General features: G+C 65.6%; 25 protein-coding genes. 13 read left to right on the top strand and 12 right to left on the bottom strand.

The genetic code is table 11. The features are described from left to right. Positions 1 to 115: 115 nt before the first annotated feature. On the bottom strand, positions 116 to 913 hold the full coding sequence (gene nth / locus CWS35_RS05930; RefSeq protein ID WP_210202771.1) for an endonuclease III: 798 nt from the start codon (positions 911 to 913) through the stop codon (positions 116 to 118). Positions 914 to 935: 22 nt separating this feature from the next. Between nth and CWS35_RS05935 the strand changes: the two genes are divergently transcribed. Next, a complete protein-coding gene (locus CWS35_RS05935; protein ID WP_024584273.1) occupies positions 936 to 1,481 on the top strand; it encodes a DUF2244 domain-containing protein in 546 nt (181 codons plus the stop codon). A 111-nt stretch (positions 1,482 to 1,592) separates the two neighbouring features. Then, positions 1,593 to 2,489: a bifunctional helix-turn-helix domain-containing protein/methylated-DNA--[protein]-cysteine S-methyltransferase gene (locus CWS35_RS05940; RefSeq protein WP_024584272.1), complete on the top strand. Its 897-nt coding sequence runs from the start codon at positions 1,593 to 1,595 to the stop codon at positions 2,487 to 2,489. 95 nt (positions 2,490 to 2,584) lie between these two features. On the opposite strand, the gene CWS35_RS05945 is transcribed toward CWS35_RS05940, so the two are convergent. The 8 genes from CWS35_RS05945 to dnaK form a co-directional block, all read right to left on the bottom strand. Further along, on the bottom strand, positions 2,585 to 3,208 hold the full coding sequence (locus CWS35_RS05945) for a 2,3-bisphosphoglycerate-dependent phosphoglycerate mutase (RefSeq protein ID WP_100951277.1): 624 nt from the start codon (positions 3,206 to 3,208) through the stop codon (positions 2,585 to 2,587). Between the two features lie 48 nt (positions 3,209 to 3,256). Further along, the gene (gene dapB / locus CWS35_RS05950; RefSeq protein WP_024584270.1) at positions 3,257 to 4,069 is read right to left on the bottom strand and encodes a 4-hydroxy-tetrahydrodipicolinate reductase; all 813 of its coding nucleotides are present in this window, start codon (positions 4,067 to 4,069) and stop codon (positions 3,257 to 3,259) included. A 66-nt stretch (positions 4,070 to 4,135) separates the two neighbouring features. Next, complete coding sequence (locus CWS35_RS05955) at positions 4,136 to 4,438, bottom strand: DUF1330 domain-containing protein (protein WP_024584269.1); 303 nt, start codon at positions 4,436 to 4,438, stop codon at positions 4,136 to 4,138. Positions 4,439 to 4,461: 23 nt separating this feature from the next. Continuing rightward, the gene (gene pyrF, locus CWS35_RS05960; protein ID WP_100951279.1) at positions 4,462 to 5,184 is read right to left on the bottom strand and encodes an orotidine-5'-phosphate decarboxylase; all 723 of its coding nucleotides are present in this window, start codon (positions 5,182 to 5,184) and stop codon (positions 4,462 to 4,464) included. Positions 5,185 to 5,190: 6 nt separating this feature from the next. Further along, a complete protein-coding gene (locus tag CWS35_RS05965) occupies positions 5,191 to 5,769 on the bottom strand; it encodes an NADPH-dependent FMN reductase (protein WP_100951281.1) in 579 nt (192 codons plus the stop codon). Positions 5,770 to 5,819: 50 nt separating this feature from the next. Beyond that, positions 5,820 to 6,422, bottom strand: coding sequence for a class I SAM-dependent methyltransferase (locus CWS35_RS05970; RefSeq protein WP_024584266.1), 603 nt, complete (start codon positions 6,420 to 6,422; stop codon positions 5,820 to 5,822). Positions 6,423 to 6,521: 99 nt separating this feature from the next. Next, entirely contained in the window at positions 6,522 to 7,652 is a 1,131-nt protein-coding gene (gene dnaJ, locus CWS35_RS05975; RefSeq protein ID WP_100951284.1) for a molecular chaperone DnaJ, read from the bottom strand. 171 nt (positions 7,653 to 7,823) lie between these two features. Beyond that, a complete protein-coding gene (gene dnaK, locus CWS35_RS05980; RefSeq protein WP_024584264.1) occupies positions 7,824 to 9,725 on the bottom strand; it encodes a molecular chaperone DnaK in 1,902 nt (633 codons plus the stop codon). Between the two features lie 609 nt (positions 9,726 to 10,334). On the opposite strand from dnaK, the gene CWS35_RS05985 reads away from it, so the two are divergent. The 4 genes from CWS35_RS05985 (at position 10,335) to CWS35_RS06000 (ending at position 13,435) form a co-directional block, all read left to right on the top strand. Next, positions 10,335 to 11,270 carry a hypothetical protein gene (locus CWS35_RS05985; protein WP_024584263.1) on the top strand — a complete coding sequence of 312 codons (936 nt, stop codon included), beginning with the start codon at positions 10,335 to 10,337 and terminating at the stop codon, positions 11,268 to 11,270. An 80-nt stretch (positions 11,271 to 11,350) separates the two neighbouring features. Then, on the top strand, positions 11,351 to 12,061 hold the full coding sequence (pncA, locus tag CWS35_RS05990) for a bifunctional nicotinamidase/pyrazinamidase (RefSeq protein WP_024584262.1): 711 nt from the start codon (positions 11,351 to 11,353) through the stop codon (positions 12,059 to 12,061). A 20-nt stretch (positions 12,062 to 12,081) separates the two neighbouring features. Further along, the gene (locus CWS35_RS05995) at positions 12,082 to 12,936 is read left to right on the top strand and encodes an AraC family transcriptional regulator (protein WP_100951286.1); all 855 of its coding nucleotides are present in this window, start codon (positions 12,082 to 12,084) and stop codon (positions 12,934 to 12,936) included. A gap of 76 nt (positions 12,937 to 13,012) precedes the next feature. After that, positions 13,013 to 13,435, top strand: coding sequence for a VOC family protein (locus CWS35_RS06000; protein ID WP_029879996.1), 423 nt, complete (start codon positions 13,013 to 13,015; stop codon positions 13,433 to 13,435). A 39-nt stretch (positions 13,436 to 13,474) separates the two neighbouring features. On the opposite strand, the gene grpE is transcribed toward CWS35_RS06000, so the two are convergent. Together grpE and hrcA are read right to left on the bottom strand one after the other, a co-directional pair. After that, positions 13,475 to 14,080, bottom strand: a complete 606-nt coding sequence (gene grpE / locus CWS35_RS06005) for a nucleotide exchange factor GrpE (RefSeq protein WP_100951288.1) — start codon at positions 14,078 to 14,080, stop codon at positions 13,475 to 13,477. Positions 14,081 to 14,245: 165 nt separating this feature from the next. Continuing rightward, positions 14,246 to 15,334: a heat-inducible transcriptional repressor HrcA gene (hrcA, locus tag CWS35_RS06010; protein WP_021078184.1), complete on the bottom strand. Its 1,089-nt coding sequence runs from the start codon at positions 15,332 to 15,334 to the stop codon at positions 14,246 to 14,248. Between the two features lie 171 nt (positions 15,335 to 15,505). On the opposite strand from hrcA, the gene rph reads away from it, so the two are divergent. From rph to hemW, 3 genes are read left to right on the top strand one after another with little or no spacing between them, the layout of a single operon-like run. Next, positions 15,506 to 16,219, top strand: a complete 714-nt coding sequence (rph, locus tag CWS35_RS06015) for a ribonuclease PH (protein ID WP_100951290.1) — start codon at positions 15,506 to 15,508, stop codon at positions 16,217 to 16,219. An 11-nt stretch (positions 16,220 to 16,230) separates the two neighbouring features. Further along, positions 16,231 to 16,866, top strand: a complete 636-nt coding sequence (rdgB, locus tag CWS35_RS06020) for an RdgB/HAM1 family non-canonical purine NTP pyrophosphatase (protein WP_100951292.1) — start codon at positions 16,231 to 16,233, stop codon at positions 16,864 to 16,866. Then, entirely contained in the window at positions 16,853 to 18,010 is a 1,158-nt protein-coding gene (gene hemW / locus CWS35_RS06025; RefSeq protein ID WP_100951294.1) for a radical SAM family heme chaperone HemW, read from the top strand. The genes rdgB and hemW overlap by 14 nt, the downstream gene beginning before the upstream one ends. Before the next feature lie 70 nt (positions 18,011 to 18,080). On the opposite strand, the gene CWS35_RS06030 is transcribed toward hemW, so the two are convergent. Then, positions 18,081 to 19,286, bottom strand: a complete 1,206-nt coding sequence (locus tag CWS35_RS06030; protein WP_024584255.1) for a penicillin-binding protein activator — start codon at positions 19,284 to 19,286, stop codon at positions 18,081 to 18,083. Between the two features lie 219 nt (positions 19,287 to 19,505). Between CWS35_RS06030 and rsmI the strand changes: the two genes are divergently transcribed. The 4 genes from rsmI (at position 19,506) to CWS35_RS06050 (ending at position 22,994) form a co-directional block, all read left to right on the top strand. Next, positions 19,506 to 20,474 carry a 16S rRNA (cytidine(1402)-2'-O)-methyltransferase gene (gene rsmI, locus CWS35_RS06035; protein ID WP_100951297.1) on the top strand — a complete coding sequence of 323 codons (969 nt, stop codon included), beginning with the start codon at positions 19,506 to 19,508 and terminating at the stop codon, positions 20,472 to 20,474. Beyond that, the gene (locus CWS35_RS06040) at positions 20,458 to 20,856 is read left to right on the top strand and encodes a YraN family protein (protein WP_024584253.1); all 399 of its coding nucleotides are present in this window, start codon (positions 20,458 to 20,460) and stop codon (positions 20,854 to 20,856) included. The genes rsmI and CWS35_RS06040 overlap by 17 nt, the downstream gene beginning before the upstream one ends. Before the next feature lie 30 nt (positions 20,857 to 20,886). Further along, positions 20,887 to 21,834, top strand: a complete 948-nt coding sequence (gene gshB, locus CWS35_RS06045; protein ID WP_024584252.1) for a glutathione synthase — start codon at positions 20,887 to 20,889, stop codon at positions 21,832 to 21,834. A gap of 188 nt (positions 21,835 to 22,022) precedes the next feature. Beyond that, positions 22,023 to 22,994: an MBL fold metallo-hydrolase gene (locus tag CWS35_RS06050; protein WP_100951299.1), complete on the top strand. Its 972-nt coding sequence runs from the start codon at positions 22,023 to 22,025 to the stop codon at positions 22,992 to 22,994. Positions 22,995 to 23,240 lie beyond the last annotated feature (246 nt).

A 23,240-nucleotide genomic window follows, 5' to 3' on the forward strand; every position in this document is an offset into this window, starting at 1 on the left:
GAGCCGGCTGGGCGACGCGTGAGACACCGTCTTGAACCTGCTCTGTCACGTTACACTCCTCAGTCACGCACCGGAACGCCGGACGAGCCTATTAGCACACCATGCCGATCGTGACTCAGACGGTCTTCTCCGGCCACCGGCAGAGATCGTTGATCAGGCATACTTCGCAGCGCGGCCCACGCGCGAGGCAGGTGTAGCGGCCGTGCAGGATCAGCCAGTGATGGGCGTGCAGCATGAATTCGGTCGGGATCACCTTCTCCAACCCGAGCTCGACCTCGAGCGGCGTCTTGCCGGGTGCGAGGCCTGTGCGGTTGCCGACACGAAACACATGGGTATCGACCGCCATCGTGCGTTCACCGAACGCCATGTTGAGCACGACATTCGCGGTCTTGCGCCCGGCACCGGGCAGCGACTCGATCTCGGCGCGGGTGCGCGGCACCTCGCTGCCGAACTCGGCGATCAGCTTCTCCGAGAGCGCGATGACGTTCTTGGCCTTGTTGCGGTAGAGCCCGATCGTCTTGATGTAGTCGCGCACTCTGTCTTCGCCGAGCGCGAGCATCTTCTCCGGGGTGTCGGCCACCTCGAACAGCGGCCGCGTCGCCTTGTTGACGCCGGCGTCGGTCGCCTGTGCCGACAGCACCACCGCAACCAGCAGCGTGTAGGGATTGAGATGCTCGAGCTCGCCCTTCGGCTCCGGATTGGCCTTGCGGAACCGGTCGAAGGCCTCATAGACCTCCGCCGCCGTCCATGGCTTCGGCTTTGCAGCTTTCTTGGCCGCCTTTGCCGGCGCCTGCTTGGCAGATTTCTTGGCAACGGGTTTGGGCAGCGGCTTTGCCGCTTTCGCGGCCTTCTTGTTCGGCGCGGACCGAACGCTTGACGTGCTGGCGCGTTGAGAGCGGATGATTTTGGCCATGAACGGGATATACTGACACGTCATGACCGCAGGCAACGACTTTGATCCCACGAGCGGCGCCGGGGATCGCGCTCCCGAGGCCGAGCCGAAACTGTTCTCGGCGCTGCTGACGCCGCATCGTTCGCTGAACCGCACCGGCTTCATCGTGCTGATGTCGTTCGTCACGGTGATCAGCTTCGTCGCCGGCGCGGTGTTCTGGTGGCTCGGCGCCTGGCCGATCTTCGGCTTCTTCGGCCTCGACGTGCTGGTGATCTACTGGGCGTTCAAGGTCAATTTCCGCACCGCCAGGGCCAGCGAAGAGATCACCGTGACGCCGTCGGAACTGCGCGTCCGCCGGGTCAGCCACCGCGGCCACGTCGCGGAATGGGTGCTCAATCCGCTCTGGGTGCGGTTCGAGCAGATCTCACATGAGGAGTTCGGCATCGAGCGGCTTTATCTGGTCTCGCGAGGCCGCCGGGTCAGCGTCGGCAGCTTCCTCGGTCCGGACGAAAAAGCCAGTTTCTCCAAAGCCTTGACCGCTGCGTTGAACGCCGCGAAACGCGGCCCTACCTACAACCCCATCATCTAATCGAGCTTTGCTTGAGCATGATCATGCCGGAAAACCGGTGCCCACTTTTCCGGATCATGCTTGTCAGAAATCGGGTGGTTTGGACGCGCCATGGCTCCTAAATCAGACACCATGATGACACTCGCCATACACGATCAGCGCCTGGCCAAGCCGGGCCTCCAGCACGCCGCGCTGCGCGACTATGATTCGGTGCGGCGCGCCATCGCCTTCATCTCGGAGCACTGGCGCACGCAGCCGACGATCGAAGCGATGGCCGATGCCGCCGCCGTCACGCCGGATGAGCTGCACCATCTGTTCCGCCGCTGGGCCGGGCTGACCCCGAAGGCCTTCATGCAGGCGCTGACGCTGGATCACGCCAAGAACCTGTTGCGCGATTCGGCCAGCGTGCTCGACGCGGCGCTCGACTCCGGCCTTTCGGGGCCGGGCCGGTTGCACGATCTGTTCGTCACCCATGAGGCGATGTCGCCGGGCGAATGGAAGACCGGCGGCGGCGGCATGACGCTGCGCTACGGCTTCCATCCCTCGCCGTTCGGCACCGCGATCGTGATCGCGACGGATCGCGGACTGGCGGGGCTTGCGTTCGCCGATCCCGGCGACGAGCAGACCGCATTCGCCGACATGAAGCGGCGCTGGCCGAACGCGACCTATGTCGAGGACACCGACGGCACCAGCGCATTGGCGCAGCGCGTGTTCGACACTAGGCTGTGGCGCGCTGACCAGCCGCTGCGCGTCGTGCTGATCGGCACCGACTTCGAGGTCCGGGTGTGGGAAACGCTGCTCAGGATCCCGATGGGCCGCGCGGTGAGCTATTCGGACATCGCCAACAAGATCAGCAACCCGAAGGCCTCGCGCGCGGTCGGCGCCGCGGTCGGACGCAACCCGGTGTCATTCGTGGTGCCGTGCCATCGCGCGCTCGGCAAGAGCGGCGCGCTGACCGGCTATCACTGGGGCGTCACCCGCAAGCAGGCGATGCTCGGCTGGGAAGCCGGGCAGGTGGGATTGCATTGAGCGATTGTAGGATGGGTAGAGCGCAGCGAAATCCATCACTCGCGCAATGAAGACGAAGATGATGGGTTTCGCTGCGCTCTACCCATCCTACCGTCCTACCCCGCCAGATCGACCTTCGACGCCACGGTCGAATCGGCATTGAGCCGATAGACCACCGGCGCGCCGGTGGCGAGTTCGCGCTTGAGGATCTGCTCCGGCGAAAGCTTCTCCAGCACCATGATCAGCGCGCGCAGCGAATTGCCGTGGGCGGCGATCAGCGTGCGCTGGCCGCGCAGCACGCCGGGCAGGATCTCCTGCACGTAATAGGGCAGCGTGCGCGCCAGGGTGTCCTTCAGGCTCTCGCCGGCGGGCGGCGGCACGTCGTAGGAGCGGCGCCAGACCAGCACCTGGTCCTCGCCCCACTTCTTGCGGGCGTCGTCCTTGTTGAGGCCGGAGAGATCGCCATAGTCGCGTTCGTTGAGCGCGAGATTCTTCGTCGTCGGCAGCCCGGTCTGGCCGATCTCCTCCAGCATCAGCTTCAGCGTGTGCTGGGCCCGCGTCAGGTCGGAGGTGAAGGCGACATCAAACGACAGGCCCTGCGCCTTGAGCTTGCGGCCGGCGTCCTTCGCTTCGCCGACGCCTTGCTCGGTGAGGTCGGGGTCCTTCCACCCGGTGAACAGATTCTTCAGATTCCATTCGCTCTGACCGTGACGAACGAGCACGAGAAGACGATCACTCATTTCAGATTCCGTTTTCGCTTTGGCTGGATTTGATCTCGTCGAGCGGTCTCAGTCGTTCAACCCGAGAACGTCGGTCATCGAATACATGCCGGGCTTCTTGCCATGCGCCCACAGCGCCGCCTTCAGCGCGCCTTGTGCGAACAGCGCGCGATCCTCGGCATGATGCGACAGCGTGATGCGTTCCGAGGGTCCGGCAAAGATCACGCTGTGATCGCCGGCGGCGGTGCCGCCGCGCAGCGAAGCGAAGCCGATGTCGCCGGCACGCCGGGCGCCGGTGAGGCCGTCGCGGCCGCGTGCCGAATGCTGCTCGAGCGCGATCTTGCGTCCCGCAGCGGCGGCTTCGCCGAGCATCAGGGCGGTGCCCGACGGCGCATCGATCTTGGACTTGTGGTGCATTTCGAGAATTTCGATGTCGAAGCCCTGGTCGAGCGACTGCGCGACGCGCTTGACGAGCGCGGCGAGCAGATTGACGCCGAGGCTCATATTGCCCGACTTCACCACGATGGCGCGATTGGTGACGCTCCTGATCACCGCATCGTCGGACGGCGACAGGCCGGTGGTGCCGATGACGTGGACCAGGCCACGCTCGGCCGCAATCGCGACATTGGCGATGGTGGCGGCCGGCACGGTGAAATCCAGGATGCCGTCGGCGTTGGCCGACATCGACCACAGGTCGGCCGACAGCTTGACCCCATTGGCGGGGAGCCCGGCCAACACGCCGGCATCCTTGCCGAGCAGCTCCGAGCCCGGCGCTTCCAGCGCGCCGACCTGCACCGCCCCCGGGGTTTCATCAATCACCCGCGCCAGCGTGCGACCCATCCGGCCGCCGGCTCCCGCAACAATCAGACGCATGTCAGCCATGGCTCACCTCTCAAAGCCGTATAGCGAGCCATGGCTGTTCCGGCAACCGAACCGGCCGCCCGACGGTCAGGGTTGCGGGCCGTCATAGCCCTCGATGACGATCAGGTCGGCGATCGAATGAGGCTGCCGCACCTTGATGTTGGCCTGGTACTCCGGCGAATTGTAGCAGGCCATCGCGGTTGCGTAGTCGGGGAATTCGATCACGACATTGCGGGAGCGGCTCTGGCCCTCGACGCAGTTGAGCTGGCCGCCGCGGACCACGTAACGGCCGCCGAACTTCTTGAAGATCGCGAGATTGGCGACCGCGTAGGGCTTGTAGCCCTCGTCATTGTGAACGTCGACGCGTCCGATCCAGTATCCCTTCGCCATCTGTCTTCTCCCTTGTTGCAGGTTCAGGCGAGCGCCTGGGCGATCTCGGTTTGAATGGCTTCGGCCGCGGCCTTCGGATCGGCGGCGTCCATCACCGGACGTCCGACCACCAGATAGTCGGCGCCGGCGGCAATGGCGCGGGCCGGGGTCATGATACGCTTCTGGTCGCCGGTCGCCGAGCCCGCGGGGCGGATCCCCGGCGTCACCAGGTGCATCCGATCGCCGACGATTATGCGCAACGCAGCCGCCTCCTCGGGCGAGCTGACGAGGCCGTCGACCCCCACCGCCAGCGCCTGCCTGGCGCGCGCCTCGACGAGGTCGGAGACGTTGAGGCGATAGCCTGCCGCCTGAAGGTCGGCCTCGTCGTAGGAGGTTAGGACCGTCACCGCGAGGATCTTCAGGCTGGTGCCGGCGCGGGCCTCGACCGCCGCTTTCATGGTCTGCGGATAGGCATGCACGGTGAGAAAGGTCGCGCCGAGACCGGCGACGCTCTCGACGCCGCGCGCGACCGTGTTGCCGATGTCGTGCAGCTTGAGATCGAGAAACACCTTCTTGCCGCTGCCGGCAAGCTGCTTGGCCAACGCGAGGCCACCGGCGTAACCGAGCTGATAGCCGATCTTGTAGAAGGTGACGCTGTCGCCGAGCCTGTCGATCATCGCCTCGGCGCTCGCGACCGACGGCAGATCGAGCGCCACAATCAACCGGTCCTTCGGAGCGATCCCTGGAATGATCTTGGCTGGCTGCATGTCACCTCACATCATGCGTTGGGAATGGTCGATCAGCTGCCGCACCAGTGCCCGCATCGCGTCGATGTCGGCCTGGTGTTTCAGGCGATCCATATCGTCATAAGCCTGCTCGGCGAATGACAGCGCGAGCTGGTTCGGGATCACGCTCGCGTAGCAGGCCGACAGGATCAGGCGCAGCGCCGCCAGCGCACGGCTGCCGCCGAGCCGGTTGCCGGATGCCGCGGCGATCGCGAACACCCGCTCGCGGAACACCTGGCCGCGCGTCTCGTGCGGATCCTGCACGCGGCTGACCCAGTCGATCGTGTTCTTCACCAGCGCCGGCACCGAGGAATTGTATTCCGGGGTCACGATCAGCACGCCGTGATGGGCGCCGATCATCCGCTTCAGGTTGACCGCGTGCTGCGGCACGCCCGATTTGGCCTGTAGGTCGCCGTCATAGATCGGCAGCGGGAAGTCGCCGAGCGAGATGCGACCGACGTCGGCCCCCAGCTGCGCGAGCTCGTGCGCCAGCACGGCGGCGAGCTTCGCATTGAGCGAGCCGGACCGAAGCGATCCCGGGATCACGAGGATTTTCAGCGCGGACATTCAGGACATCGCGGTTGGGACCCGCCCGGCGCGATGACGCAAGGCGCGTTTCAGCCCTTGCGATACACCCAGACCCGCGCGGGCGGAAGGTTCATCCAGATCCGCTCCGAGGCCTCTGTGGACACGCCCGGCAGCGACTTCGGAATCGGCGGCACCACCGAATAGGTGAACTGCACGAAGGGCGCGCCGGGGGCGAGCGCCAGGAAGGCGTCGCGGACCAGTTTCAGGCGGGTCAGCATCGGCTTGGTGACCAGCGGCAGGCCGGAGACCACGGCCGAGGCCGGAGACTTCATGACGTCCCACAGCGTGTCGCGCAACCGGTAGGCGTCACCCTGCACCACCTTGGCCTGCGGATAGCGTTCGCGCAGCAACGCGCAGAAGCCGGGATTGTACTCAACCAGGACGAGACGCTTCTGATCGACGCCATGCTCGATCAGCGCATTGGTGATCGCCCCGGTGCCTGGTCCAAGCTCGACGACCGGCCCTTCGGCGTCACGATCGACATATTGCGCCATGGTGCGCGCAAGCAGCCGTCCGGACGGCATCACCGCGCCCATATGCAGCGGTTTCTCAATCCATGAACGGAGAAAACGAACCTCGTCGTCGAGACGGAGGGGCTTCTTCGACGCACGCACGGACGATTGCAAAGGCATGTCGCTACCAGGCGGGGACCGCACAATCGAGCGGTTGTCAGAAAACAGTCATAAACACGTATAGATCGAAGTCGTTACGGTCAAGCGCAACGACTTCGACTAGACGGCGCGGTTGCCGAAGAAGTCCTTGACCTTAGAGAAGAAACCCGCGGCCTCCGGCTGGGTTGCGCCGGACGAGAGTTTTTCGAACTCCATCAGCAATTCCTGCTGTTTCTTGGTCAGATTCTGCGGGGTTTCGACCACAACCTGGACGTACATGTCGCCGGTCTGGCGCGACCGGAGCACCGGCATGCCCTTTGATGCGATGCGGAATCGCCGGCCGGACTGGGTGCCGGACGGCACCTTCACCTTGGTCTTGGCCTTGTCGATGGTCGGCACCTCGAACTCGCCGCCGAGCGCCGCGGTCACCATCGAGATCGGCACGCGGCAATGCAGATCGGCACCGTCGCGCTGGAAGAACTGATGGGTGGTCAGCGACAGGAAGATGTAGAGATCGCCGGGCGGTCCGCCGCGCACGCCGGCCTCGCCTTCGCCGGCGAGACGAATGCGGGTGCCGTCCTCGACTCCCGGGGGAATGTTGACCGACAGCGTGCGCTCGCGCGTCACCCGGCCAGAACCGACGCAGGAGGTGCAGGCGTCCTCGATCATCTGGCCGCGGCCCTGGCAGGCGGGGCAGGTCCGCTCCAGCGTGAAGAAGCCCTGGGCCTGCCGGATGCGGCCGGCGCCACCGCAATGCGAGCAGGTCTTCGGCTTGGTGCCGGCCTTGGCGCCAGTGCCCGAGCAGGATTCGCAGGTGACCGAGACCGGGATCTCGATCTGCGCGGTCTTGCCCTGGAAGGCTTCCTCGAGCGTGATCTCCATGTTGTAGCGCAGGTCGGCGCCGCGCTCGCGGCCGCCGCTACCGCGGCGCTGCCCGGCCATGCCGAACAGATCCTCGAAGATGTCGGAGAAGGAGGAGGCGAAGCCGGCGCCGAAGCCGGGCCCGCCGCCGCCCATGCCCTGCTCGAAGGCGGCATGGCCGAAGCGGTCATAGGCGGCGCGCTTGTCGCCGTCCTTCAGGACCTCATAGGCTTCGTTGATCTCCTTGAAGCGGACTTCGCTCGAGGCGTCGCCGGGATTCTTGTCCGGATGCCACTTCATCGCGAGCTTGCGGAAAGCCGATTTGAGCTTGGTCTCGTCCGCATTCCGTTCGACCTCGAGGGTCTCGTAGTAGCAGCGCTTGGTGGACATCCTTCAATTCCGTCCGAAGTTCATCGCGATCGCCAAAAGATTGCGTTCAGGATCGCGTCGAGGATTGCGCCTGTCTGGAAGATGCAGCGATCGCCTTAAAGAAAAATGACCCCCACTCCTCCGAGACGCGGCGCGTGCTCTTTGGTGTGAGGGTCATGATCGCAAGCCCGCTTAGGCAGACTTCTTGCTGTTCTTGTCGTCGTCGACCTCGGTGAACTCCGCGTCGACAACGTCATCCTTGGCAGCGTCCTTGGCCGCATCGGCCTCGGCCTGCTGCTTGTACATGGCCTCGCCGAGCTTCATCGAAGCCTGCGCCAGCGTGTTGGTCTTGGCCTTGATCGCCTCGGCGTCGTCGCCCTTCAGCGCTTCCTTGAGGTCGCTGACGGCATCCTCGATCGCGCGGCGCTCGGTGTCGGCGATCTTCGAACCGTGTTCGGCCAGGGCCTTCTCGGTCGAATGGACCAGGCCATCGGCGTGGTTCTTGGCGTCGACTGCCTCGCGGCGCTTCTTGTCCTCGGCCGCGTTGACCTCGGCGTCCTTGACCATCTTGTCGATGTCGGCCTCGGACAGACCGCCGGATGCCTGGATCCGGATCTGCTGTTCCTTGCCGGTCGCCTTGTCCTTGGCGGAGACGTTGACGATGCCGTTGGCGTCGATGTCGAAGGTCACCTCGATCTGCGGCATGCCGCGCGGCGCCGGCGGAATGCCCATCAGGTCGAACTGGCCGAGCATCTTGTTGTCGGCCGCCATTTCACGCTCGCCCTGGAAGACGCGGATGGTCACGGCGCCCTGATTGTCTTCGGCGGTCGAGAACACCTGACTCTTCTTGGTCGGGATCGTGGTGTTGCGGTCGATGATGCGGGTGAACACGCCGCCCAGCGTCTCGATGCCCAGCGACAGCGGGGTCACGTCGAGCAGCAGCACGTCCTTGACGTCGCCTTGCAGCACGCCGGCCTGGATCGCAGCGCCGATCGCGACGACTTCGTCGGGGTTGACGCCCTTGTGCGGCTCCTTGCCGAAGAACTGCTTCACCACTTCCTGGATCTTCGGCATGCGGGTCATGCCGCCGACCAGCACCACTTCGCCGATCTCGCCGGCGGTCAGGCCGGCATCCTTCAGCGCCTTGCGGCACGGCTCGATGGTCTTCTCGACGAGATCGGCCACCAGCGCCTCGAACTTGGCGCGGGTCAGCTTCATCGTCAGATGCTTCGGACCGGTCTGGTCGGCCGTGATGAACGGCAGGTTGATTTCGGTCTGCGTGGTCGACGACAGCTCGATCTTGGCCTTCTCCGCAGCTTCCTTCAGGCGCTGCAAAGCGAGCTTGTCGTTGCGCAGGTTGATGCCCTGCTCCTTCTGGAACTCGTCGGCGAGATAACCGACCAGGCGCATGTCGAAATCTTCGCCGCCGAGGAAGGTGTCGCCGTTGGTCGACTTCACCTCGAACACGCCGTCGCCGATCTCGAGGATCGAGACGTCGAAGGTGCCGCCGCCGAGGTCGTACACGGCGATCGTGCCGGCCTTGGTCTTGTCGAGGCCGTAAGCCAGCGCGGCCGCGGTCGGCTCGTTGATGATGCGCAGCACCTCGAGGCCGGCGATCTTGCCGGCGTCCTTGGTGGCCTGACGCTGTGCGTCGTTGAAATAAGCGGGAACGGTGATGACGGCCTGATCGACCTTCTGGCCGAGATGCGCCTCAGCGGTCTCCTTCATCTTCTGCAGGATGAAGGCCGAGACCTGCGAGGGCGAATAGGTCTTGCCATCGGCTTCGACCCAGGCGTCGCCGTTCGATGCCTTGACGATCTTGTAGGGAACGAGCTTCTTGTCCTTCTCGACCATCGGGTCGTCATAGCGGCGGCCGATCAGGCGCTTCACCGCAAAGAACGTACGCTCGGGATTGGTCACCGCCTGGCGCTTCGCCGGCTGGCCGACGAGGCGCTCGCCATCGTCAGTGAAGGCAACGATCGACGGCGTCGTTCGCATGCCCTCGGCATTCTCGATCACCTTGGCGTTCTTGCCATCCATTACGGCGACGCACGAATTCGTGGTGCCGAGGTCGATCCCAATGACCTTACCCATGGTTTTCAAATCCTCTTTGTTACGGCAGGTTGGTTGGGCCCTGACGGCGCTCCGTACCGACCCCCAGACGTTCACATACTCGCGATATTGCGACGGTGAGCCTGATATAGGAGAGAGGGTCCTGCCCGCAAGGACTGGACGCAACGTTGAGGCCTGAAAAGACTGACGTTTGAAAGATTGTGTCAGTTCGCCTGCGGCACCGGTTCAAGCCCGAGCCAGCCCCAAGCCAGCTCCAAGCCAGCTCCTGGCCAAGTTAACAAATCGGCAATGATGCCGGGCGGCGTCGACCGCGAGCGGCCGCGCGCGACGTCACGGCTGTTGAGTGAACGCTCACAAACGTCGTATGCGAGAGCGCGCACAGGTCGAGGGCGCGCTGTTTGGCCGCTGCCGGCCGCAGCTGACCTCTTTCACGGAAACCTCAGGAAACTGCAAAGTGCCTGCCAATCAGGGCGAAAAGCCAACGGAATCGGGCCGACAGGCCCGGAGCGGAGATTTGGCGGCCTGTTGCAGGGCCATCAAAACCGCTAAAAGCGGTCCGACTGGAAAGAGGCCATCCAGCCCTGCACCGGCCCCGCTGCGCGGCCACCAAGCAAAACCGGTAGATTCCCCATGACGCCTTTTCGAGTTCTCGTTGCGGTTGCCTTGCTGATTGCTGCCACCTGTCGTGGCTTCGCCGCCGACGTGGTGTTTCCGCCGGGCGCGCATGTCGGGATGAAACCGCTGGTGGGTCTCGTCCGCGCCAAGACGTTCATCGGCTTCGAGACCGAGGACCAGGGCGTGAAGGTCCTGATCGCCGACTTGCCGGCAGATGCCTATACCGAGGTCGTGAATGCCTTCAAGGCGAACCCCGCCGGCACCGGCGGCATCAAGCCCGAGAGCCTCGAGACCGCCGCCGGCGTTGCCTATTATACGGTGGAGAGCGCGCGCGACGGCGCGACCAATGTGCGGCGCTATTCCATGATCCTGCCGGGACCGACCTTCTCCGGCTACGTCGCGGTGCAGGTGCCGGAGAACGCCAGCAAGATCTACACCGACGACGCCGTGCGACAGATGTTCGCCTCGGCCGAAGTCCGCAAGGACGTGCCGGTCGACGAGCAGCTCGGCATGATGCCGTTCAAGGTCACCGAGCTCAGCGGCTTCAAGAATATCCGCATGCTGGCGCCGGGCGCGGCGCTGCTGATGGCCGACGGCGACGACAAGGGCCTCGAGGCCAAGCCCTTCATGCTGCTTGGCATCATCGGTTCGGCTCCGGCCACGCCCGACGACCGTGGCCGCTTCGCCCAGCAGATCGCGACCACGATCCCCGGCGTACGCGACGGCCGCATCACCATGTCCGAGCCGATCCGGATCGAGGGTCAGCCCGGCTTCGAAACCCGGATCGACGCCGTCAGCGGCAAGGACAACACCCCGGTGACCATCGTGCAGTGGCTGCGGTTCGGCGCGCAAACCTCGATGCGCATCATCGGCAGCTCGCCGCGCACCGATTGGGAAACCGCCTTCCCACGTTTCCGCGCGGTGCGCGACGGCATCCAGCCGCGCGGCTGATCGCCAAAAAATCGGACTTCCGCTGGTCAGCGAACGGAACTAGCCTCCTCGCGATATCACGTAAAGCGAGGAGGGGCGCGATGTTGGATCGACGACAGGTTGTTGCAGGCCTCGGCACAATGGCGCTTGCGACGCTGGTTCCAAGGAGCCTATGGGCCGCCGCGATCAAGCCTGACGACGGCTCCGCGCTGCTCGTGATCGACGTCCAGAACTGCTTCCTGCCCGGCGGCAGCCTCGCCGTGAAAGATGGCGAGCAGGTCGTGCCGGTCATCAACAAGATCGCCAAGCACTTTGCCAATGTGGTGATGACGCAGGATTGGCACACGCCCGGTCATGTCTCGTTCGCCTCGGCCCATACCGGCAAGAAGCCGTTTGAGACCATCGACCTCGCCTACGGCAAACAGGTGCTGTGGCCCGACCATTGCGTGCAGGGAACCGACGGAGCCTCGCTGTCGAAGGAACTCGCGATCCCGCAAGCCGAGCTGATCATCCGCAAGGGTTTTCACAAGGACGTCGACAGCTACTCGGCGTTCACCGAGGCAGATGGCAAGACCACCACGGGACTTGCCGCTTATCTGAAGGCGCGCAAGGTCGAGCGGGTGTTCGTGGCCGGGCTCGCCACCGATTTCTGCGTAGCGTGGACCGCGCTCGATGCGCGCAAGGCCGGCTTCGAGACCTATGTGGTGGAGGATGCCTGCCGCGGCATCGACACCCAGGGATCGCTGGCCAAGGCCTGGGACGACATGGCCAAGGCCGGCGTCAAGCGCATCCAGTCGGCCGACATCGCATAGGCATATCACGCGAGGTCCGCATGGCCGAGCCCGCGGCCCCCGTTGAATTCGACTTCGTGCGGCGCCCGCCATCGCCACGACTGGCGGGCATGATTGTCGGGATCACCGGCTATCGTGAGACGGTCGCAGGCCAATTCGTCCACTGCCAGACGGCGCCGCTGATTGTGCCTTTCATTGTCAGCTTCGGCTCGCCCTATTTGATCGCGCTTGCGCGTCGGCCCGAGGCGTCCGACCGGCAGCTCAGCTTCGCCGCGGGCCTGCACACGGGGCCGGTCTATATCGAGTCCGATGGCCGCGCCGAAAGCGTGCAGGTGGATTTCACGCCGCTCGGCGCCTACCGCTTCTTCGGCGGCACCATCACCGAGCTCGCCGGGCGGATGGTCGATCTCGGCGACGTGCTCGGCCACGAGGGACGGCGGCTCCGCGAACGGCTCGGCAATACGACCTGCTGGCAGCGGCGCTTCGACCTGATCGAGGACTTCGTGCTCCGTCGCGCGAACCATGCGCCATCGCCTGAGATCGCGTCCGCCTATCGCAGGCTGGCGCGATCCGCCGGCACGATCCGGATCACGACGCTCGCCGCCGATATCGGGTGGAGCCGCAAGCACCTCGTCGACCGCTTTCGATCGGAGCTTGGCCTCGCCCCCAAATCGCTGGCGCGGATGATGCGCTTCCACCAGGCCTGCCGGATCGCCCAGCGCGGCGGGCCGCGCGCCTGGGCGGCGATCGCGGCGGAAACCGGCTATGCCGACCAGGCCCATCTCGTCCGCGAGTTCGTCGAATTCGCCGGGGAACCGCCGACGGCATGGGCGCGCCGGCTGGCGATGACCGACAGCCGGCTGGCGCATTCCGGCGATCTGCTGGCGGACCGGTAACAAACCTTCAAGCCGGCGGCGCATCGCCTTGCGCATAGTGTCGCCATCCGGCGACCAACATGGGACACGCGCAATCATGAGCAATATCGAACCGCCCCGCATCTACCCGACGATCCGTTGCAGGGATGCCGAGGCGATGGTCGGCTGGTTGAAGGCGGCATTCGGGTTCACCGAATACGTCGTCTACCGCCACGATGGAGTGATCCATCACGCCGAGCTGGCCTACGGTTCCTCGATCCTGATGCTCGGCCAGAGCCGCGACGACGACTATGGCAAACTGGTCGGGGACATCGGCGGCCGCCGCACCGATTCGATCTATGTCGCGGTCGACGATCCCGACGCCCTGCATGCGAAGGCCAAGGCGGCGGGGGCGACAATCGAAATGGAACTGCGCGACACCGACTATGGCAGCCGTGATTTCGCCTGCCGCGACCCGGAAGGAAATCTCTGGAACTTCGGCACCTATTGGCCGAAGGCGCATGAGAAGCCGCCGTCGTGAATCCACGACAGCGCGCTTATGACTCGCAGGTTGGACGGATCAGACCGTGATGTCGGCGCTGGGGGCCGACTTGGCGCCGCCCTTGGAGACGCCGACCAGCGCCGGACGCAGGATGCGCTCGCCGATCATGTAGCCGGCCTGCACGACCTGCACCACGGTGCCTGATGGCACCGATGCGTCAGGCACCTCGAACATCGCCTGCTGGAAGTTCGGATCGAACTTCTCGCCGATCGGATCGAACTTCTTGACGCCGTTCTTCTCCAGCGCGTTGAGCAGCGAACGCTCGGTCAGCTCGACGCCCTCGAGCAGCGCCTTCAGGCCGGGATCGGCGGCTTCCTTGGTCTCGGCCGGCACCGCGTCGAGCGCGCGTTGCAGATTGTCGGCGATGTCGAGCACGTCGCGGGCAAAGCCCGTGATGCCGTAGGTCTTGGCGTCGGCGACCTCGCGGCGGGTGCGTTGACGGAGGTTCTCCATCTCGGCCAGCGTGCGCAGCGTGCGGTCCTTGGCCTCGGCGAGTTCCTTGGCCAGCGCCTCTGATGATCCCGCCTCGGGATCGTCGGGCATGATGTAGGGCTTCGAAACCACGGGCTCACCCGTCGGCGCCGAATTCTCGCTGTTGTCATTGGCCCGGTTCGGATCGGTCATGGCTTGCCTTCTCGAAAACTCGCGTCGGTTCAAATCTTGGGGATTGCTAGCCGGGATATCGTGCTTTGGGCGGCGAAAATCAAGCGTAACCTACCGGCTTGAGGCACCGGGATCCCCTGCGCCGGTGCAGGAAACCAGTCAAATGCAAGCCAAATCCACCTCCGGTCAGCCGCCCAGCATCTTGCTGACGATGCGCGCCGCATAATCCACCGTCGGGATCACCCGCGCATAGTTCAGCCGGGTCGGCCCGATCACGCCGAGCACGCCGACGATGCGGCCCTGGGCGTCGCCATAGGGCGCGATGATGGTCGAGGAACCCGACAGCGAGAACAGCTTGTTCTCCGAGCCGATGAAAATCCGCACGCCCTCGCCGCGCTCGGCGCGGCCAAGCAGATCGATCACGCCGCGCTTGGTCTCGAGATCGTCGAACAGCGATTTGATCCGCTCGAGATCATCGAGCGCATGCAAATCCTCCAGCAGATTGGCGTGGCCGCGCACGATCAGCTGGCGGTCCTCGCTCTCGCCACCGGACCAGCTCGCGATGCCCGCCGCGACGACCTTCTGCGTGAGCTGGTCGAGCTCGGCGCGATTTTGCGTCAACGCGGTCTCGAGCTCGAGCCGCGCCTCGGCCAGCGTCCGGCCGCGGATCCGCGCATTGAGGAAATTGGTCGCTTCGGTCAGGGCCGAGGACGGCACGCCGGGCGGCAGCGCCAGCACGCGATTCTCGACCTGGCCGTCTTCGCCGACCAGCACGACCAGCGCCTTCTCCGGCTCCAGCCGCACGAATTCGATATGCTTCAGCCGCGCATTCGACTTCTGCGTCAGCACCACGGCCGCGGCGCGGGTCAGGCCCGACAGCCGCGTCAACGCCTCGCCGAGCGCCGCCTCGACGGATTGCGCACGGCCGACGGCGGCAAGCTGGGTCTGGATCGACTGCCGCTCGGCCTCGGTGAGGTCGCCGACCTGCATCAGGGCGTCGACGAAGAACCGCAGGCCGAGTTCGGTCGGCAACCGGCCCGCCGAGGTGTGCGGCGCGTAAATCAGGCCGAGCTGCTCGAGATCCGACATCACGTTGCGGACCGAGGCCGGCGACAGCGGTAATGCGATCAGGCGCGAGATGTTGCGCGAACCAACCGGCTCGCCGGTGGCGAGATAGCTTTCGACGATTTGACGAAAAATGTCGCGCGACCGCTCGTTGAGCTGGGCCAGCCCGGCATGCGGCGCGATCAGGCCGATCGGATCGTGATGAGTCACACTCCAGTCCCTCGCAATTGCTGCCTAATTTGTCGCTCCGGGAGGCCGGTGACAAGCGCGCATTCGGCGCTCCGGGACCGGTCCATCCCGGGGACCAAAAACCCTTGCCGCTGCCCCTTCCCCCTCCTACAAGCACGCCCAGCCATATCTCTGGGATTTTTGGAGGATTTCATGCGGCCAAGCCGCCGTGCACCCGATGAACTGCGTCCCGTGTCGCTGGAACGCGGCGTCGTCAAATATGCCGAGGGTTCCTGCATGGTGAAGTTCGGCGACACCCATGTGCTGGTGACGGCGACCTTGGAAGAGCGGTTGCCGCCATGGCTGAAGGGCCAGGGCCGCGGCTGGGTCACCGCCGAATACGGCATGCTGCCGCGCGCCACGCTGGAACGCACCCGCCGCGAGGCCTCCGCCGGCAAGCAGGGCGGCCGCACGGTCGAGATCCAGCGGCTGATCGGCCGCTCGCTGCGCGCGGCGATCGATCTCGAAGCGCTCGGCGAGCGCCAGATCACGGTCGATTGCGACGTCATCCAGGCCGATGGCGGCACCCGCACCGCCTCGATCACCGGCGCCTGGGTGGCGCTGGCCGACTGCATCAACTGGATGAAGACCCGCAACATGCTGAAGGCCAACGTGTTGCGCGACAATGTGGCGGCGATCTCCTGCGGCATCTACCAGGGCACGCCGGTGCTCGATCTCGACTATGCCGAGGATTCCGAGGCCGACACCGACGCCAATTTCGTCATGACCGGCGACGGCCGCATCATCGAGGTGCAGGGCACCGCCGAGAAGACGCCGTTCTCGCAGGACGAATTGCTGGCGCTGATGGCGCTGGCGCGCAAAGGTGTCGCGCGTCTGGTCGACTTGCAAAAGATCGCGGTGGCGTAGTCTGATTGGTCATGCATCGCCGAATCACCGGAAGGCTCGTCATCGCCACCCATAATCCCGGCAAGCTTGCCGAGATGCGGGAACTGCTGGCGCCGCACGGCGTCGAGGCGGTGTCGGCCGGCGAACTCGGCCTTGCCGAGCCCGAGGAGACCGGCGACAGTTTTCGCGCCAATGCGGCGATCAAGGCCATCGCCGCGGCGAAGGCGACCGGCTTGCCGGCCTTCGCCGACGATTCTGGCCTTGTGGTCGACGCGCTCGACGGCGCCCCGGGAATCTACTCGGCGCGCTGGGCCGGCGAGAGCAAGGACTTCATGGCGGCGATGACGCGGATCGAACGCCTGTTGCAGGAGCGCGGCGCCACAACATCCGAGCAGCGCAAGGCGCATTTCGTCTCGGCGCTGTGCGTGGCGTGGCCCGACGATCATCTCGAAGAGGTCGAGGCCCGTGTCGACGGAACGCTGGTCTGGCCGCCACGCGGCACCGCCGGCTTCGGCTATGATCCGGCGTTTCTGCCTGACGGATACACGCGGACGTTCGGCGAGATGACCAGCATCGAGAAGCACGGCCTGCCGCCGCACGGGCTCGGCCTGTCGCATCGCGCCCGCGCCTTCGTGAAGCTCGCGGAGATCTGCCTTGAGCCACGCTGAACGAACAGCATTCGGCGTCTACGTGCACTGGCCGTTCTGCCTGTCGAAGTGCCCGTATTGCGATTTCAACAGCCATGTCCGGCATGCGCCGGTCGACGAAGATCGTTTCGTGCGCGCCTTCGCCCGCGAGATCGAGACCACCGCCGCGCGGGTGCCGGGACGCGAAGTCACATCGATCTTCCTCGGCGGCGGCACGCCCTCGCTGATGCAGCCGCAGACCGTTGGCGCCGTGCTCGATGCGATCGGCAAGCACTGGTCGGTCGCACGCGACGTCGAGGTCACGCTGGAGGCCAATCCGACCAGCGTCGAGGCGACGCGCTTTCGTGGCTATCGCACCGCGGGCGTCAACCGCGTCTCGCTCGGCGTGCAGGCGCTCGACGATGCGTCACTGAAGGCATTGGGCCGCCTGCATACGGCGCGCGAGGCGCTCGACGCGGTCGCGATCGCGCGCTCGGCGTTCGATCGCTATTCATTCGACCTGATCTACGCCCGTCCAGACCAGACGCCGCTGATGTGGGCCGATGAATTGAAGCAGGCGATCTCGGAAGCCGCCGAGCATCTGTCGCTCTATCAGCTCACGATCGAGGAAGGCACGCCGTTCTTCGGACTGCACGCCGCCGGCAAATTGCAGACGCCGGACGAGGCGACGTCGCGCGCACTCTACGACGTCACGCAGGAGGTCTGCGCCCGCGAGGGCTTGCCGGCCTATGAGATCTCCAACCACGCCCGCCCCGGCGTGGAGTGCAAGCACAATCTGGTCTACTGGCGCGGCGAGGAATATGCCGGCATCGGTCCCGGCGCGCATGGCAGGCTCGACATCGATGGCGTCAGGCATGCGACCGCGACCGAGCGGCGTCCCGAAGCCTGGCTGTTGAACGTCGAGGAACGCGGCCATGGCGTCGTCAGCGATGACGGCCTGAACAGCGAAGAGCGCGCCGACGAGTTCCTGCTGATGGGACTGCGGCTGGTCGAGGGTATCGATCCGAAGCGCTATGCGCAGCTCTCCGGCCGCGCGCTCGATCCGCAGCGGATCACGCTGCTGCGTGAGGAGGGTGCGATCGCGGTCGATGCCGACGGCCGGCTGCGCGTGACCAAGTCGGGATTTCCGGTGCTCGACGCCGTGGTCGCGGATCTCGCGGCCTAAATATCGAAAACAACCCCATGCAAAGCAGGGCGCCGGCGCTCGGCGAGGCAGCTCGACCGCCGGACGACGATCAGGCCCCAAAGCTCTTCGGCGAGCCTGCTACCGGCGTGCCGCCGCCGGACGCCACCTTCATGACCGCAAGGCCGCGCTCATTGGTGCCGTCGGAGCGGAAGCGGAACAGACCATCGATGCCGGCAAAGCCGGAGGGATTGGTCAGCGTCTCCGGCGCGAAACGTTGCGCGCCCTGGGTGCGCGCCAGCGCCGCCATCAGCGCCACCGCATCATAGGCCAGCGTCGAGGTGCGGACCGGTTCGCCGCCATATTTGGCGCGGTAGCGGCCGGCGAAGCTGCGGAAGCCGGAGGGATCCGGGGCCGCATAGAGGCCGCCCTGCAAGGCGGGGCTCGCAAACACCCGCGGATTGTCCCACAGACCTGTGCCGAGCAGCTGGATGTTGCGCAGATTGGCGCCGGCCGCGGTCAGCGCGTCGGCCGTCGCGACCACCGAATCGCCATCGTCGGCAATCAACAGCGCGTCGGCCTGGCCAAGCGCCTGCGCCACCGTCCGCGCCGCGGCCGCGCGATCGGCGCCATATTTCTCGAAGGCGACGACGCGGCCGTTCTTGCGCCCGGCCGCCTGCTTGAACGCGGCCTCGACCACGTTGCCATAGGCATTGTCGGGCACCATCGCGGCGAACGAGCGCTTGCCGATGCTGGCGGAGTAATCGACGATCCGGTTGATGTCGGACTCCGGCAGGAAGCTCAGCAGATAGACGCCGTGGCCGGCCACGCTCGAATCGGTGGAGAACGCGATCACCGAGGTTCCGCGTGGCCGCGCCAGTTGTGCAACGGGAGGCACCGAGGCAGCGAACAGCGGTCCCAGGATGATCTCCGCGCCCTCCGCCAAGGCCTGCTGGGCCCCCTGACCGGCGCCCTGCGGGCTGCCGCCATCGTCCTTGATCAGGAGCTGGATGTTCGGGTTCTGGAATTCCGCGAGCGCCATTTCCGCCGCGTTGCGCATCGACTGGGCGGCGAGCCCAGCATTGCCGGCGGCCGACAGCGGCAGGATCAGTCCGATCTTGACCTGCCCGGTGCCGACCGCCTGCGGTTGTTGCGGCGGGCCGGACGGACCAGCCTCGGGGTTACCGCTGGAAAATTGGCTCAGGCTCTGCTGGACGCCCGAACAGGCCGTCAGCAGCGGCGCGCCCAAAAGGAGGCCAAGCGCGGTCCGCCGGGTCGTGCCCGACGGCAGTGACGTGCGGTGATGCGGGCCTGCCATCGTCTCTCTTCTCTTGGCCGACCGGGATCGGCCAGGACTCCATCCGGCTCGGATGAGGCGGGTGGATTCAGGCATATTGTCGGCGAATAGTTAACTAAAACAAAAGGATTATGTCCCTGCGGCGCCGTTGCCGCGGCTTCCATTTCTCGTGACCGGCAAGCCGTCCGCCGCCGCGATGCGGATGTGGCGCAAGGGCTGCCATCCCTTTAGATTGGCATTATGCGCGCAAAAGCCAGTTCCCTCCACCATCCGGACGCCACGGCGGGCGCTGCGGCCAAGACTTTGGCCAAGACCTTTTCGATCGGCGGCCAGCAACTGGCCGCGCCAAGGGCTGCACCCGGGCTGCATCTGGTGGCGACCCCGATTGGAAATCTCGCCGACATCACCCTGCGCGCGCTGGAGACGCTGGCCGGCGTCGACGTCATCGCCTGCGAGGACACCAGGATCACCCGCCGGCTGACCGAGCGTTACGCGATCAGTGCCGAGCTCGCGCTCTATCACGAGCACAACGCCGCGCAAGCGCGGCCCAAGATCCTGGAGCGGCTGGCACAGGGCGCCGCGATCGCGCTGGTGTCCGACGCCGGCACGCCGCTGATCTCCGATCCCGGCTTCAAGCTGGTACGCGAGGTCTGCGCCGCCGGGCATGCCGTCATTGCGGTGCCCGGGCCGTCATCGGTGCTGACCGCGCTATCGGTCGCGGCGCTGCCGACCGACCGGTTCTTCTTCGAGGGATTCCTGCCGGCCAAGGAGCACGCGCGCCGCGCGCGGCTGAGCGAGCTCGCCCGGATCGATTCGACGCTCGTGATGTTCGAATCCGGCAATCGCGTGCAGGACACGCTGCGCGACCTCGCCGCGATCATGGCCGGGCGTGATGCGGCAATCTGCCGCGAGCTGACCAAGCTGCACGAGGAGATCAAGCGCGCACCGGTCGCCGAGCTTGCAGCCGGCGCGGACGCGCTGGAGACCCGCGGCGAGTTCGTGCTGGTGATCGGGCCGCCGGCCGACGATGCCGGGGTGATGGACGAGAATTCGCTCGACGATCTGCTGCGCGCGCAACTCGCCCGCGGCAGCGTCAAGGATGCGGTCGCCCACGCGGTCGAGCTGTCGGGCCGGCCGCGCCGCGAGGTCTATGCGCGCGCGCTCGAGCTGGCGAAATCGACCGGGGACGGCGATGGCGAAGCCCGGTAGTGCCAAGACTGACAGCGCCTCGCCGGAGCGCGTCGCCGCATTCCGCACCGGCATCTCGGCCGAAAGCCGCGCCGCGGCGCTTCTGATCGCCAAGGGCTATCGCATCCTGGCAAGGCGCTTCCGCACGCCCTATGGCGAGATCGACCTCGTCGCACGCAAGCGCAATCTCGTCGCCTTCGTCGAGGTCAAGGCCCGTGCCAGCCTCGATGAAGCCGCCTATGCCGTGACGCCGCGCCAGCAGCAGCGCATCGTCAATGCCGCCCAGGCCTGGCTGATGGCGCATCCCGAACATGCCGAATTTGATCTCAGATTCGACGCCGTGCTGATTGCGCCGAAGAGCCTGCCGCGCCATCTGTTAGCGGCATTCGACGCAAGCCCTTGAAGCTACCCTCAGACCTCGCGGGACACACCTATGAAATTGAAGATCGCCGTCCAGATGGATCCTATCGCGCGCATCAACATCCGCGGCGATTCCACCTTTGCGCTGCTGCTCGAGGCGCAGAAGCGCGGCCACGGCATCTCCTACTACACGCCCGACAAGCTGTCGCTGCGCGGCGAGGAGCTGGTGGCGCCGGTGCAGCCGCTCACCGTGCGCGACGAGGTCGGCAATCATTTCACGCTCGGTGAAGCAAAGCGCGAGGCGCTGAACGGCTTCGACGTCGTGCTGCTGCGGCAGGATCCGCCATTCGATCTCGCCTACATCACTTCGACGCACTTTCTGGAGCGCATCCATCCAAACACCCTTGTCGTCAACAACCCGGCCAGCGTGCGCAACGCGCCGGAAAAGCTGTTCGTGATGAACTTCCCGCAGCTGATGCCGCCGACCCTGATCTCGCGCGACCTCGACGAGATCAACGCCTTCCGCGACCAGCACGGCGCGGTCGTCATGAAGCCGTTGCACGGCCATGGCGGCGCCGCGGTGTTCCGCGTGATGCCGCAGGACATGAACTTCGGCTCGCTGTTCGACATGTTCTCGGTCACCTTCAAGGAGCCCTGGGTGATCCAGCGCTTCCTCCCCGAGGTGAAGCATGGCGACAAGCGCATCATCCTGGTCGACGGCGAGTTCGCCGGCGCCGTCAACCGCGTGCCGGCGGCGGATGACCTGCGCTCCAACATGGTGCGCGGTGGCGCGGCCAAGGCGACCGAGCTGTCGGATCGCGAGCGAGAAATCTGCGCGACGCTCGGACCGGCGCTGCGCGAGCGTGGCCTGCTGTTCGTCGGCATCGACGTGATCGACGGCAATCTGACCGAGATCAACGTCACCTCGCCGACCGGCATCCGCGCCATTCAACGGCTCAATGGCCCCGACGTCGCAGCGATGATCTGGGATACCATCGAGAAGAAGCGCGCCGCCAAATAACAGCTCTGTTGTGCGCCGCACATGCCGGTTGAAATCCACCTAGATTTCAACCGCGCATTCGTTCGCCTTATTCTACTTGCCAGCTTGCGCCGGCGAGCGCAGCATCCTGTTGCCTGCGTCAGGTCAAGCGGCGGGCCAACGCGGGCGACAACGCGACAATCTCATAAAAATTGTGGAGGAAGAACGTTATGACGCTCAATGTCTCACGACGATCCTTGCTCGCGCTCGGCGCCGGTCTCGGCGCCAGCACACTCCTCGGCGGCACCGCGCAGGCGCGTGCGCCGAAGCTCGGCACACAGACTCCCTATTGGCACCGTTTCGTGCTCGGCGACGCCGAAGTGACCGTCGTCTCCGACGGCCCGCTTCCGCTCGGCGATCCCTCCGGCACCTTCACCGGCGTGCCGAAGGAAGAGGTGAAGAAGATGCTGTCCGACAACTTCCTCTCGCCCGACAATGTCGTGCTCGAGCAGAACTCGCCGATCGTCAACATGGGCGACAGGCTGATCCTGTTCGACACCGGCATGGGCACCTCGCAGGCGTTCGGCCCGACCACCGGGCGGCAGCAGAAGAGCATGAAGGAAGCCGGCATCAAGCCGGAGGACATCGACGCCGTCGTGCTGTCGCACGCGCATATCGACCACATCGGTGGCATCGTCGATGCCGACAACAAGCCGCTGTTCCCGAATGCGCAGTACTACATCGCGCAGAGCGATCTCGATTTCTGGACCGACGAAGGCAAGATGGGCAGTCCGTTGAAGGACTTTGTCGTGCACGCCCGCAAGAACCTGCTGCCGGTGCGCGACCGCATCGTGTTCTTCAAGGATGGCCAGGAATTCCTGCCCGGTGTGCAGGCGATCGCGGCGCCCGGCCACACCGTGGGCCACACCATCTTCATGGTGAGCTCGGGCGGCAAATCCTTCGCCTTCCTCGGCGACCTGTCGCATCACGCGGTGCTTCTGCTGGAGCGGCCGCGGATGGAGTTCTCCTACGACACCGATCCGAAGCAGGCGGCGGCCTCGCGGGTCAAGCTGCTGGAGACGCTGGCCGTGAACAGGACGCCTGTCATGTCCTATCACTTCGCCTGGCCGGGCTACGGCCACGTCGCCAAGGCCGGCGAGGGCTACCACTATTATCCCGAGCCGATGCAGATGACGCTGTGACGTCCTGACGACGACGAGGCATTCGGGAGCGGCTGCTGCTCCCGAATGCACGATCGGGCCATGCACGCCAAAGCGCGCTGAGTTTTGGTTGCATCGGTTGGGCGCGGTCTCGGTCCACCTCTCGCCGGCGGGGAGCGGTCGGTGCGATGTGCCCGGTGAGGGCTCTTGCTCTCTCGATAGACCGGAACCCCTCACCCGATTTGCTGCGCAAATCGACCTCTCCCAAGGGAGAGGTGAACTTTCGAC

Origin of the sequence: Bradyrhizobium sp. SK17 (assembly GCF_002831585.1) — a bacterium.
Taxonomy (GTDB): domain Bacteria; phylum Pseudomonadota; class Alphaproteobacteria; order Rhizobiales; family Xanthobacteraceae; genus Bradyrhizobium.